This is a genomic window from Rhizobium sp. ZX09, assembly GCF_017357485.1.
GTDB classification, from domain to species: Bacteria; Pseudomonadota; Alphaproteobacteria; order Rhizobiales; family Rhizobiaceae; genus Agrobacterium; species Agrobacterium pusense.
The window spans coordinates 827386-840319 of sequence record NZ_CP031364.1 but is presented as its reverse complement, the minus strand read 5'-3'; the positions used below and the strand labels follow the sequence as shown (position 1 = coordinate 840319).

Sequence of the window (12934 nt, the reverse complement as noted above, 5' to 3'; positions counted from 1 at the left end):
GTGGTTCTCCGTTTTTTAGTCCCGCCTCATCCGTGTTCTATTGTGTACAGGCCGACATCAATGGTTCCCTCGGCAAAACCTGCTTCGCAATAGCAGAGGTAATAGTCCCACATCCGCCGAAAGCGCTCGTCGAAGCCGAGTAGGGAAATAGTCTGCCACCGGGCATGGAAACGCTGGCGCCATTCCGCCAGTGTGAGCGCATAGGACTGGCCGAAAAGCTCCTTTTCCGTGAGTTTGAGGCCGGCTTGCCCCACGGCTTTTTCCAGAGCTGAATCGGAGGGCAGGAAGCCGCCAGGAAACACGTATTTCTGAATGAAATCGGCCTTGCGCCGATACGTATCGAAGCGGTTTTCTTCAATGGATATGATTTGCAGCACCGCCCGACCGCCGGGTTTCAGGCAGCGCTTCAGCGTCCCGAAATAGCTTGGCCAATAGGCTTCGCCGACGGCTTCAAACATTTCCACGGAGACGATGTTGTCGAATTGACCTTTGACGTCGCGGTAGTCCTGCAGCTTCAGTTTGATCCGGTCAGCCTTTTCTGCTTTTTCCGCAGCATTTTCCGCCCAGCGCAACTGGGAGGGCGACAGGGTGATGCCGGTCACGTTGGCATTGTGCTGCGTGGCGAGGTGAATGGCGAGCGCGCCCCAGCCGCAGCCGATTTCCAGCACATCCTTGTTGCCGGTCAACTGCAACTTTTCCGCAATACGCTCGAGTTTCCTCTGCTGCGCTGCCTCAAGGGTTGGTGTCATCAGGTCGAAAATCGCCGAGGAGTAAAGCATCGAGGGATCGAGCCATTGCCGGTAAAACTCGTTGCCGAGATCGTAATGCGCCTCGATGTTGCGTCGGCTGCCACGTCTGGTATTGGCGTTCAGCCCGTGCGCAAGCCGGTTGATGAGGCGCATGGGCAGGCTGCCGCGCATTGATTTCGTGAAAGCATCGCGATTTTGCGCGGCGAAACGGATAAGCGCGGTCAGGTCCGGTGTGGACCAGTCGTTCTCAATGAAGCCTTCCGCAAAGCCAATATCACCATTGACGAACAGACGGCGGATTGCCCGCCAGTTATGCAGAACGAGAATGGCGTCGATGCCTTCCGATGTCCCCGATTTTTCGATGGTTCCGCCGCCGGGGAGGGTGATGCGAAGCCGGCCGCGGTGAATATTGTTCAGCAGCCGGGTGATGAGCCAAGTGCCGAGGCCCATACGGCCGCTGACGCGGGTGTTCTGCACCGGTAATTCCGAGAGATTGTCAAACGGGGTCATGAATTCTGGCCTCGATTTGCGACGATGAAGGGTGAACGAAGGATATTGGCTGTGCGGGTGGCGGCGGGCGCTTTCTCAGCGCCACCCCCTTCAGCCAGATTTTCAGCGCTTCCCAGTGAATGCCGAGAACGACTTTCAGGGTCAGGAAAGGAATGGTGACAAAGGCTCTCAGCAAGGCTCGATCGGTCAGTTCGACCCTTCGGGCAAGATGCCGGGCGGTCAGGACGGCGCCATCATCGTCGAATGTTTCAATGACGATCTTCAGCCTCTCCCCAGGCGGGATGACGCGGAAAACATAGTGAAGGTTCATGTCCATGAAGGGCGAGACATAGAAAGCCTTGTCACAGCGCTGTACGATCTCCGCGCCCATGCCGGCCTCTACGGGGATCAGATAGGAATGCCGTTGGCCGAAAGTGTTGTCCACTTCCCAGAGGATGGCTTTGAGTTCCATGTCGCGGCCATGGCAGAAGAACACGCTGAGCGGATTAAAGGCCCAGCCAAGCAAACGCGGCATGGTAAGCAGGCGCACCGGCCCTCCATCCGCTGTCATGCCTGCCGCCGTCATTGCCGCATCTATCTGCTGGCGCAGCCCGAGCCCGCTGCCGTTGCCTCGGTCCTTGCGATGAAATGAAAACAGGTTGAACCGGTCCACCGAGAAAAACCGCAATTTCCGGTCCAGCGTATCCAACTCATCGAGATCGAGAAACAGCGAATAGATCCGATAGTCCAGTTTGTGGGTTTTCGGCTTGAACCGGGCGTGGGTAACATGGCCAGGGAAAAGCGCAGAGACGAGGGGAGGCTTCATGCCGTCGCCTCCATGGATCGCGTGTCCGTGGCGATCGTCTCCAAATCGAGGCGGATGATCCGGCCGCTGTCGTCCGCCACCTTCCATGGGCGGGACAGGCCACCGAGATCTTCAGCGACGGCAAGCCCAGCCTGGAGGCCGTCTTCATGAAAACCGGAACCGAAATAGGCGCCGCAGAACCAGGTGTTTCGCAAGCCCTGCAAGGCCCATAGTTCCTGGCGCATCTGTTCGGTTCCGGCGTCAAAGACGGGGTGGTGATAGGTCTCTTCGGCGATGATCTTTCCTTGATGCGGTTCCCGCGCCGGGTTCAAGGTCACGAAAATATCCTCGGCTTCGCCGAGCGGCTGGAGCCGGTTCATCCAGTATGTGATGCTGGGCTGGCCCGCTTCGGTGCGCGTGTCGGCCACATAATTCCAGCTTGACCAAGCCGCGCGGCGGCGCGGCATGAAGGTGTTGTCAGTGTGAAGCACGGCCCGGTTTCGAGTATAACCAAAGGCACCGAGAATGCGTTTTTCGACACGTGTCGCATCGGCCAGCAAGTCCAGCGCCTGATCCGCATGCGTCGCGATGACCACGTCATCGAAGCGGGCAATTTCGCCCTGCGCAGTTGTAATTTCGACACCGTGCGGGAGGCGGCGAATACGCATCACTGGCGTTGACAGGCGAATTCTGTCTGCAAACGGTGCCGTGAGGCGTTTTACATATTCGCGCGAGCCACCAACGACGGTGCGCCAGACCGGCCGGTTGCGCAGCAACAGCAAACCGTGATTGCGGCAGAACTTGATGAAATGCGCCGCCGGATAACGGCCTACTTCCATGGCCGGTGTGGACCATATGGCTGCAGCCATCGGGTAGAGATGATCGTCGCGGAACGCAGCGCCATAGCGATTACGCGTCAGATAATCGTCGAGGGACATGTCAGCCATCGAGTGCAGGTCACGCGGGGCGTTGCGATAAAATCGCAGGAGGTCCGCAAGCATCGACCAGAAGCGGGGTTTTAGAGCATTTCTCTTCTGTGCGAGCAGGCCAAATCCGTTTCCGCCGGAATATTCAAAGCCGCCATTATCAAGGGAAACAGCGAACGACATGTTCGAGGCTGCGGTCGGCACGTTCAGCTTTCGAAAAAGCGCGGTCAGATTGGGGTATGTCCAGTCGTTATAGACAATAAAACCCGTATCGACATGGATCGGGCCATTCTTCGTATCGACTGTCACCGTGTTGCTGTGGCCTCCGACGCGGTCTGCCGCCTCGAAGACCGTGACATCGTGCCTTTGCGACAAGAGCCAGGCTGCTGACAGACCGGAAATTCCCGTTCCCACTATCGCGATGCGGCGCCGGTTGTCTCGTCGCATTGTTTCGGTGTCGGTCATCGATCCTCGCTATCGCATTGTAGAAATTGTCTTTGGACATCGCAGATACGAAGCAGCCGTCTGATAAGTTTCAGCGGCAGGCGGTTTTTCGAATTTTTTTCGAACCCTGAAACTCTTTTGCTGGTTAAGCCGTATTTGCCATCACGAAACCCGGCCTCGATTGATTAAAAGTGGTGAGAGAAGTAGTGATGTTTTCCGTGATCCTGACGCTTGCCATTCTGATGTCGCTGCTGATGGCAGGAGCCTGGGCATTACAAAGATCGACCGGCTCGAGCGGCTGGATCGACACCGTCTGGTCGGCAAGCGTCGGGCTCGGCGGCATCTTGGCTGTGTTGCTGGCGGAGGGCGATGGCGGGCGGCGCAGTATCGTATTCTGTCTCGTTGTCGTATGGTCCCTGCGGCTTGCTGGACACATAGGCCTGCGCACGCGGGGTGGCGGGGAAGATCCGCGTTATGCAAAACTCATGGAGCAATGGGGCGAAACCGGTCCCCGGCGGCTTTTCTTCTTCCTGCAAATACAGGCGGTTGCCGCCTTCGTGCTTGTTTTGGCTGTTTATCTAGCCGCCAGCAACGACCGGATTTTCCCGCGTACCATAGATCTTCTCGCCACCATGGTTGCGCTTGTTGCACTGGCGGGTGAAGCGCTCTCGGACGCCCAGCTGTCGAAATTCAGGAAAACCCCCGAAGCGAAAACCGGTATATGTGAAACCGGTCTCTGGCGTTATTCACGCCATCCCAATTATTTCTTCGAATGGCTTTTCTGGTGCAGCTTGCCGCTGCTGGCCCTTCAGGCGCACGGCTTGTCCTGGGCGTCGCTTGCCGCGCCCGTCATGATGTACTGGCTGCTCGTCCATGTCTCCGGCATTCCGCCGCTTGAAGAGCACATGCTGAAATCGCGCGGAGAAAAATTCCGTGCCCTGCAACGCCGCGTCAACGCCTTCTTTCCGGGGCCGCGCAAAAACGAGGAAACGCCATGAATATGCTCGCCTTTGCCATCAATGCCGCAGAACGCGCGGCGCTCAACGACAGCGTTACACTCGCCGGAATAGATATGCTCTGCGCAAGAACGAAACGGCGGCTCGCAAAAATACCGCCGGATGCCGAGGCGGCTTTTGCGGCGGATATGGCGAAATTCCCCGTCGCCAGCCATACCGACGAGGCGAACAGGCAACACTATGAAGTCCCCGCTGAATTTTTCGCACTGGTTCTCGGAGCCCAGCGGAAATATTCCTGCTGCTATTATCCCGATAACCAGACAAGCCTTGATGAAGCGGAGACAGCTGCTCTCGCCGAGACGGTAGACCATGCCGAGTTGGAGGACGGCATGGACATTCTCGAACTCGGCTGCGGCTGGGGTTCGCTGTCGCTTTATATGGCAGCGCGTTTTCCCAATGCGCGGATCACGTCTGTCTCCAATTCCGCGTCGCAACGGGAATCCATCGTTGGCCGCGCGCGTGAGCGCGGTCTGTCCAATCTTTCCGTGGTGACCGCGGACATGAACGATTTTGCGACCGGCGATCACTTTGATCGTGTCGTATCGGTCGAAATGTTCGAACATATGTCGAATTGGCAGGTGCTCTTCGAACGCGTTCGTGCCTGGCTGAAACCAGATGGCAAGTTTTTCCTCCATGTCTTCAACCACCGCAGCCGATCCTATCGTTTCGACCACAACAACCCCGCCGACTGGATTGCCCGGCATTTTTTCACCGGCGGCATCATGCCCGCTTTTGATCTTCCCCATCGCTTCAGCAGGGTTCTCACCGTCGAAAGGGAATGGAACTGGCCGGGATCGCATTACCGCCGCACGGCTCTCGCCTGGCTTGAGAATTTCGATCGGGAAATCGGCCACATAAGGCCGATCCTGCAGCGTGTTTATGGCGCTGACGCGCGGTTATGGGAACGCCGCTGGCGTCTGTTTTTTCTCGCAACGGCCGGGCTGTTTGGTCACGAGGACGGTAACGTCTGGGGTGTGGGTCATTATCTCATGAAGCCCGCTGTTGTTGCCGAAACCTGAGAGGGACGTGGCCGACGGCGAAACAATTTCGCGTAAGCAAACGTTTACATCCGTAGAATAATGGCTAGGCTGGCCGCGTTTTGAGCAGGCCGTCGATCACAGAGCGGCTGGAGAAAGTCATGAGTTCAGTCACGCCGAAGCTGGATAGTTGCGGCGCCGAGCCCATCCACATTCCCGGCGCTATCCAGCAACATGGCGCACTTTTCGTGCTGTCCGCGCGTCAGATGGCCGTCGTGCAGGCGAGCGATAACCTGCAGGATTTTCTAGATGCGCCTCTATCGATCGGGGTGATTCCAGACCGGGGAACATTGCCTTTTATCGAGGCGTTACCGGCTTGGTATTCCGGTGACGACAGCAGCTTCAGATATGTCTGGACCGAAAAAAAACTCGATGTCTCGGCGCATCGGTCGGGAAGCGTGATCATCGTCGAGCTTGAGAGAACAGGCCCGGGCGACTCCGCCGAAGCGCTGATGAGCGAGTTAACAGGCCTCGCCCAATATCTCAACAGCACGCCGTCGCTGAGCGACGCACTGTCTCGAGTTGCACAGCTTGTTTCCTCGATCAGCGGTTATGACCGGACCCTCATTTATGACTTCGGTCCCGACTGGAGCGGTCATGTCGTGGCGGAAGCCGGCAGCGGGGCGTTGCCTTCATATATCGGGCTTCGCTTCCCGGCTGGCGACATCCCGCCGCAGGCGCGCAAGCTTTATACGGTCAACCGTCTGCGTATGATCCCGGACGTCGATTACAGGCCCGTGCCTGTCATGCCGCAGGTCAACTCGGAAACGGGCGCAGTGCTCGATATGAGCCTTTCACAGCTTCGCAGCGTTTCGCCCGTTCATCTGGAATACATGCGTAACATGGCAACGGCGGCCTCGATGTCGGTGTCAATCATCGTCAATGGCAAGTTGTGGGGCCTGATCGCATGCCATCACGCCGCCCCCCACTCCGTCTCGCTCGCCGTGCGGGAAGCCTGCGATTTCGCCGCCCAGCTCCTTTCGATGCGGATCGCAATGGAGCAAAGTTCTCAGGATGCTTCGCGCCGGCTGGAACTTGGTCATGTCCAGGCTCGCCTGCTCAAGCGGATGGCGGCGGCACAAAGATGGGTAGACGGCCTTCTGGGCGGGGAGAGCGAAAAGGACGATCTGCTGGAGCAGGTGGGGGCTGAGGGAGCGGCACTCCTTTTTGGCGATGAGTACCATCTCGTGGGCAAGACTCCCTCGCAGGAGCAGGTCGAAGGATTGATCCGCTGGCTCGGCGAACGCGAGGTTGCAGACCTGTTTGCCACAGACAATCTTGCCGGCGATTATCCCGCTGCTGCGGCATTTGCGTCCGTGGCGAGCGGGATCATCGCGATGCGGGTTTCGGAATTGCACGGAAGCTGGCTGATCTGGTTTCGGCCGGAAGTCGTAAAGACGGTGCGCTGGGGCGGGGATCCGCACAAGACAGTGCATGAGAGCGGGCGCATTCATCCGCGCAAATCGTTCGAAACCTGGAAAGAGCAGGTGCGCAACACAGCCTCACCGTGGTCAGCCCCCGAGCTTGCAGCGGCGCGGGAGTTGCGTGGCGCGATCATCGGCATCGTCCTGCGCAAGGCGGAGGAAATGGCGGATCTGACGAAAGAATTGCAGAGGACCAACAAGGAGCTGGAGGCATTTTCCTACTCGGTTTCGCATGATCTCCGCGCGCCCTTCCGTCATATTGTCGGTTTCGCCCAGCTCTTGCGCGAACGCAGCAACGCCCTGGATGAAAAATCGCTCCACTATCTGCAGATGATCTCCGAAGCGGCACTCGGCGCAGGCAGGCTCGTGGATGATCTTCTGAATTTCTCGCAACTCGGCCGCACGCAAATCACAATGGTGCCGGTAGACATGGAGAAAGTCGTGAACGAGGTTCGCCGGTCCCTCGCTCATTCCATCGCGGATCGGCAGATCGAATGGCATATCGGCAATCTGCCCGTATCGCTCGGAGATCCGACCCTGCTTCGGCAGGTGTGGTACAATCTCGTTGACAACGCGATCAAATATTCCCGCCAGAAACCCGTTTCGATTATCACCATTTCCGCGGCAGAAACCGAAGGTGGCGTGACCTACTCGGTCGAGGATAACGGTGTTGGCTTTGACATGGCCTATTACAGCAAGCTTTTTGGTGTGTTCCAGAGATTGCAGCGGGTAGAGGATTTTGAGGGAACGGGAATTGGACTTGCGCTGGTAAGACGAATTGTTGAACGCCACTACGGTTCGGTCAGCGCTAAGGGAACTGTCGGAGAGGGAGCCACGTTCTCCTTCACATTGCCGGTTACGAAAGTTGAAGAGGAAAAAATTGCCTGAACTCAGACCTATTCTTCTCGTGGAGGATAATCCACGCGATCTGGAATTGACGCTAACTGCGCTGGAAAAATGTCAACTGGCGAACGAGGTCGTCATTGCGCGTGATGGTGCCGAAGCGCTTGATTATCTCAATGCCTCGGGTAGCTTCCAAAACCGGCCTGCCGGCGATCCGACCGTGGTTCTTCTTGATCTCAAGCTGCCGAAAGTTGACGGGCTCGAGGTCCTCCAAACCGTTAAGGGCAGCGATCACCTCAAGCATATTCCGGTCGTCATGCTGACCTCCTCCCGTGAAGAACAGGATCTCGTAAAGAGCTACGAACTCGGCGTGAACGCCTTTGTGGTGAAGCCAGTGGAGTTCAATCAGTTTTTTAAGGCGATACAGGATCTTGGCGTGTTCTGGGCCCTGCTGAACGAACCGCCGCCGGGCGCGCGCCGCAATGGTGCGTGAGGCGATGCCGCAGATGGAGCAAAGCAAGCTTCTTCTTCTCGAAGACAGCTCGGTCGATGCCGAACTGATCGAGGATCAGCTCTCACGGATCTCTCCGCCCCCTGTCGTAACCAGGGCGGTGGGTAAAAATTCCTTCATCGAGGCGCTGGAAAATCAGCAGTTCGATATCATTCTCGCAGATTTTTCCCTGCCGGACTTTGACGGCATGGCTGCGCTTGATGTCGTCATGCAAACGAGACCAGACACGCCCTTCATTTTCGTTTCCGGTGTTCTCGGCGAAGACGCGGCGATCGATGCCTTCAGGCGCGGCGCAACTGATTATGTCCTGAAGCAGCGACTGGCGAGGCTGCCCTCCGCAGTGGGTCGCGCTCTCGCGGAAGCACGGGAAAAGGAGGAGCGGAGACGGGCGGAAATGCACAAGGAGCTGCTCGTCCGCGAACTCAGCCATCGTGTCAAGAACACAATGGCGATGGTCATTTCCATCATTCGTCGCACTGCAAAAGGCAGTTCATCCGTAGAGGATTATCAAGAGAGGCTCGTGGCCCGCGTGAGTGCGCTCGCCGAAAGTCATGCCCTGCTTTTCCAGAGCAACTGGGGACAAACCGATCTCAAGGATGTCGTGAAGCGGGCAATTGAACCCCATAACACTTTTGCCAGCCGCGTCGAGCTCGACGGTCCGGACGGGGTTAGCGTATCGCCTAAATCCGCATTGGCGCTTGGCATGATTTTACATGAACTGGTGACGAATGCGCAGAAGTACGGCTCGCTTTCAGAAGCGACCGGGAAGGTGCAGGTCTTCTGGAAAAGGCTTCGTAACGATGAAGGCCGGGACCTTATCGAGCTGCGCTGGCATGAAAGCGGTGGCCCGCCCATTTCTGTTCCGCTGGAGACCGGTTTCGGAACGACCCTTGTTACGCGGGGAGCCCAGTACGAGCTGCAGGGCGACAGTGAAATCCGCTATGATCGCAACGGCCTGAAATATCGGGTGATTTTCCCTCTGGACTGAAGTGTCGCATATCAGCGTTACCGGACGTTGCGGGTATTTTCCCGCTAGCCGGTGTGCGCGAATTCGGTCGCCAGAACATTCGGGAGATTATCAAAATCGCACGGCTTGGAAATGATCGTCAGCCCTGTCAATTGCGTGCGAATACCGGGTATCTCGGCATATCCGCTGCAGATGACGAAAGGTATGCTCTCGGCCCTCAGTCGTTCGATCACGGGAAAGGATAATTCGCCCTTGAGATTGAGGTCGATGACCGCTCCATCCAGATCGGTTGCGCTTATTTTCTCCAGCGCTGCGGCTATATCGGAAACCGGCCCGATGACGTCGACACCGAGGTCGGACAGAAAGTCCTCCATATCCATCGCCAGAAGGGCGTCGTCTTCCAGAACGAGGATATGCTTTCCCTGAAAATCATATTGCATAGCTTACCGCATTCACATGGTCGCAGGCGCGCCCGGACATTTTACCAACAGCGCTGAACGCCTGAAGATCGAGGTGGTTCCACCCTTGTGTAAAAAGAAATCATTCGCATCCGTCGCTTGCGTACTCTAGTTTGTGCCGCGAACTAACTGCCTACCGGGAATGTTACTGCTGTGACTGGTTTTTCACCGTTTGCCCAGCGAAGCCTTTTGATGCTTGCTGTTGGCGTTGCAATTTTGATTGGCATGGTCTCCACATCTTTGTGGCTGGTGCAGGTGAATAATCTCTATTCCCAGGAAACGGCGGAACTGCGCCGTGTCCGTGCCGCAATTCTGGATGTGCTGACGACGATGCAGGACGTCGAAACCGGCCAGCGGGGATATCTGCTTACCAACAATCGCGAATATCTGGGGCCTTACGAAGAGGCCCTTCAGGGCTTGCCCGAACGCCAGGCGCGACTTCTCGATCTTCTGAAAGGGGAAGAGCGATATAAGCAACCTCTCGCTGGCTTGAAGCAGGCGATCGACGCAAAGCTCTCCGAGACACGCGAAACCATCGATTTGCAGCGCGCGGGTCGCATTACCGAGGCGGCCGAGGTCGTTCGAAATAACGACGGCAAACGCTTCATGAATGAGATCAGGAGTGTTCTGTCGGACCTTCAGTCGGATACCGACGATCGCCTGCGCGTCATCGTTGCGGATCAACTGGGCGCCGCCAATACACTTCGTTGGGTAACGATTGGCGGTGCCGTTGCAATTCTCATCGTGGTCGGCGGGTCGATACTGCTCGTCTTTACTTATATTCGCGCGCTAAACAGGTCGCGGGAGGATGTGGACGAACTCAATCGCCATCTTGAGGAGCGTGTCGAGGAAAGAACACGCGATCTTCGCCGGGCCAACCAGGAAATTCAGCGCTTCGCTTATATCGTTACTCATGATCTGAGGGCGCCGCTTGTCAACATCATGGGCTTCCTTTCTGAATTCGATACGTCGCTGAAGCCGGTCACCAACTATGTCCTGGCAGATGGAAAAACGCTGACGCAGGACGTGATCCGAGAGGCGCGGCTGGCGGTTGAGGAAGACATACCCGAAGCCATCGGGTTTATCCGTTCGTCGACCCGCAAGATGGACCAGCTGATCAACGCCATTCTGAAGATATCCCGTGACGGCCAGCGCAAGCTTCAGCCGGAGAAAGTCGATATCGAAACTTTGCTCTCCTCGCTTTCAGAGACCGTGCGCCACCAGATCACGGCCAATGGAGGCGAGATTCATGTCGACACGCCCAAGCTGACAGTCGTGACGGACCGCATATCTCTCGACCAGATTCTAGGTAATCTTCTCGATAACGCGGTGAAATATCAGATGCCTGGGCGCCCTCTGAGATTAACGGCACGCGCCTATCCGGCCGGGCGCGGCGCGATCGCCATTGAAATTGGCGACAACGGGCGCGGTATCGGTGAGCAGGATCTTGAGCGTGTCTTCGAACTGTTTCGTCGGGCGGGCGAACAGGACCAGCCCGGTGAAGGAATAGGTCTCGCACATGTCCGTTCGCTAATCAGAAATTTAGGAGGTGACATTAGGGTGGAGTCGCGACTCGGGGAAGGCAGCACATTTATCTTGCTGCTTCCGAGTGACCTCAGAAGAGTAACGAAGGAAGGCGACAAATGAAAGCGACCGGTCAGGAAGTAACGATCGTGATGATCGAAGACGACGAGGGACATGCCCGTCTGATCGAGAAAAATGTGCGCAGAGCAGGTGTCAACAACGAGATCGTGCCGTTCACACTCGGTGCAAAGGCGCTGGATTACATCCTGGGCCAAAGCAGGGACGGGCTCGTCAGCAAGGATCGCTATCTGCTCGTTTTGCTCGACCTCAATCTCCCCGATATGTCCGGCATCAGCATTCTCGAGCAGATCAAAAGCAATGAATACACCCGCCGTCTGCCTGTCGTGGTTTTGACGACCACTGATGACGAAACCGAAATTCAGAAATGCTATGATCTCGGTGCGAATGTTTATATAACAAAGCCGGTCGACTATGAGGGCTTCGCGAATGCCATCAAAAATCTTGGCCTTTTCTTTTCCGTAATACAGATACCCTGAAGGCATGATGGCTCTGCGCGTTTTGTATGTCGATGACGACCCGGCTCTGGCGCGGCTTGCGAGCCGCGTCCTTGGTCGCCACGGAATGGAGGTGGTCCATGCCGCGTCCGTTGCTTCCGGGCTTGAGCTTTTCCAAAACGGGCAGTTCGATGTCGTCGTTCTCGATCACTATTTTCAGACGGCGACGGGAATGGAGTTTCTGGCGGCTATCGAGACGGTGCCGGCCCGGGTTCCCGTTCTTTACGTAACGGGGTCCAACGAGGCCCAGATCGCCATAGACGCGCTCAAGGCAGGTGCCGCCGATTACGTCATCAAGAATGTTGGAGACGACTTTTTTCCGCTGTTGCTGGCAGCCATCAACCAGGCGCTTGAAAACCATCGCCTGCGGCAAACAAAAGAGGAAGCTGACCGTCTGCTGATAAAGGCCAAAGAGCATGCGGAAATGATGGTGAAAGAGATGAACCATCGCATCGCGAATAGTCTCTCACTGGTTTCCGCCATGATCCGGCTGCAGATCAATACGCTGAAGTCCCAGGAAGCAGAAACGGCGTTGCTGGAAACGCAGAGCCGGATTTCTGCGATCGCCGGCGTTCATCGCAGTCTCTACAATACAGCGAATGTGGGGCTCGTATCCCTGAATTCCTATCTCACCTCGATCATAAGCGACCTGTTCCAAGCTGTTCCGGGCTCTTCCTCCATCACGGTCGAAACGTCGCTCTGTGAGGTTGATCTGAACGCCGACCATGCCGTTGCGCTCGGTGTCATCGTCACTGAGCTTCTGACAAACGCGCTCAAATATGCCTATCCGGATCAAGAAGGCACAGTGCGCATTAACCTGTCCGCCCAGGACGGCCGGTTCATTCTTGTTGTGGAGGATGACGGCGTCGGTGTGAAACCGGATTCAGCCCCTCGCGGCACCGGTCTCGGCACCAAGCTGATCATGGCGATGGCGCAGAATATTGGCGCCCGGGTCGAGCAGACGCACACGCACCCGGAACTCAAAAAAGGCACCCGTTTCTCGATGATATGGAATGAACGGTGACGGCATGGCCGCCGTGCCTTGCGATTATATCTCGATATAACGGCTGTCTAGCGGAGAGCGATTGGACCTCCTGGCCGTCCCCATAGCCTTCAGCGCGAACGAATGGTCAAAATATTTTGCCCGAAGCACGGAAGAGTGAAGC

The 12934-nt window shown here is 56.8% G+C and carries 12 protein-coding genes; 8 read left to right on the top strand and 4 right to left on the bottom strand.

The features are described from left to right. Positions 1-26 precede the first annotated feature (26 nt). The 3 genes from BTN45_RS18555 to BTN45_RS18545 are packed head-to-tail and all read right to left on the bottom strand — an operon-like array spanning position 27 to position 3434. Positions 27-1259, bottom strand: coding sequence for a cyclopropane-fatty-acyl-phospholipid synthase family protein (locus tag BTN45_RS18555; RefSeq protein WP_077985822.1), 1233 nt, complete (start codon positions 1257-1259; stop codon positions 27-29). Continuing rightward, positions 1246-2064 (bottom strand): DUF1365 domain-containing protein, encoded by an 819-nt coding sequence (locus BTN45_RS18550; RefSeq protein WP_077985821.1) that lies wholly within the window; start codon positions 2062-2064, stop codon positions 1246-1248. The genes BTN45_RS18555 and BTN45_RS18550 overlap by 14 nt, the downstream gene beginning before the upstream one ends. Then, the gene (locus BTN45_RS18545) at positions 2061-3434 is read right to left on the bottom strand and encodes an NAD(P)/FAD-dependent oxidoreductase (RefSeq protein WP_207590467.1); all 1374 of its coding nucleotides are present in this window, start codon (positions 3432-3434) and stop codon (positions 2061-2063) included. The genes BTN45_RS18550 and BTN45_RS18545 overlap by 4 nt, the downstream gene beginning before the upstream one ends. A 188-nt stretch (positions 3435-3622) precedes the next feature. Here BTN45_RS18545 and BTN45_RS18540 point away from each other — a divergent pair, with 188 nt between their 5' ends. The 5 genes from BTN45_RS18540 (at position 3623) to BTN45_RS18520 (ending at position 9232) form a co-directional block, all read left to right on the top strand. Continuing rightward, positions 3623-4411 (top strand): DUF1295 domain-containing protein, encoded by a 789-nt coding sequence (locus BTN45_RS18540; RefSeq protein ID WP_207590466.1) that lies wholly within the window; start codon positions 3623-3625, stop codon positions 4409-4411. Then, a complete protein-coding gene (locus tag BTN45_RS18535; protein WP_207590465.1) occupies positions 4408-5448 on the top strand; it encodes a cyclopropane-fatty-acyl-phospholipid synthase family protein in 1041 nt (346 codons plus the stop codon). The genes BTN45_RS18540 and BTN45_RS18535 overlap by 4 nt, the downstream gene beginning before the upstream one ends. A 119-nt stretch (positions 5449-5567) precedes the next feature. Then, the gene (locus tag BTN45_RS18530) at positions 5568-7778 is read left to right on the top strand and encodes an ATP-binding protein (RefSeq protein ID WP_207590463.1); all 2211 of its coding nucleotides are present in this window, start codon (positions 5568-5570) and stop codon (positions 7776-7778) included. After that, on the top strand, positions 7771-8226 hold the full coding sequence (locus tag BTN45_RS18525; RefSeq protein ID WP_207591675.1) for a response regulator: 456 nt from the start codon (positions 7771-7773) through the stop codon (positions 8224-8226). Before BTN45_RS18530 ends, BTN45_RS18525 begins: the two co-directional genes overlap by 8 nt. A 13-nt stretch (positions 8227-8239) precedes the next feature. Then, positions 8240-9232, top strand: a complete 993-nt coding sequence (locus tag BTN45_RS18520; protein WP_207590455.1) for an HWE histidine kinase domain-containing protein — start codon at positions 8240-8242, stop codon at positions 9230-9232. A gap of 44 nt (positions 9233-9276) precedes the next feature. On the opposite strand, the gene BTN45_RS18515 is transcribed toward BTN45_RS18520, so the two are convergent. Next, positions 9277-9651, bottom strand: a complete 375-nt coding sequence (locus BTN45_RS18515) for a response regulator (RefSeq protein ID WP_006699868.1) — start codon at positions 9649-9651, stop codon at positions 9277-9279. Positions 9652-9861: 210 nt separating this feature from the next. Between BTN45_RS18515 and BTN45_RS18510 the strand changes: the two genes are divergently transcribed. From BTN45_RS18510 to BTN45_RS18500, 3 genes are read left to right on the top strand one after another with little or no spacing between them, the layout of a single operon-like run. Next, the gene (locus BTN45_RS18510) at positions 9862-11316 is read left to right on the top strand and encodes a CHASE3 domain-containing protein (RefSeq protein WP_037092065.1); all 1455 of its coding nucleotides are present in this window, start codon (positions 9862-9864) and stop codon (positions 11314-11316) included. Beyond that, positions 11313-11750: a response regulator gene (locus BTN45_RS18505; protein ID WP_004445914.1), complete on the top strand. Its 438-nt coding sequence runs from the start codon at positions 11313-11315 to the stop codon at positions 11748-11750. Before BTN45_RS18510 ends, BTN45_RS18505 begins: the two co-directional genes overlap by 4 nt. 4 nt (positions 11751-11754) lie before the next feature. After that, complete coding sequence (locus BTN45_RS18500; RefSeq protein ID WP_042935498.1) at positions 11755-12792, top strand: response regulator; 1038 nt, start codon at positions 11755-11757, stop codon at positions 12790-12792. Positions 12793-12934 lie beyond the last annotated feature (142 nt).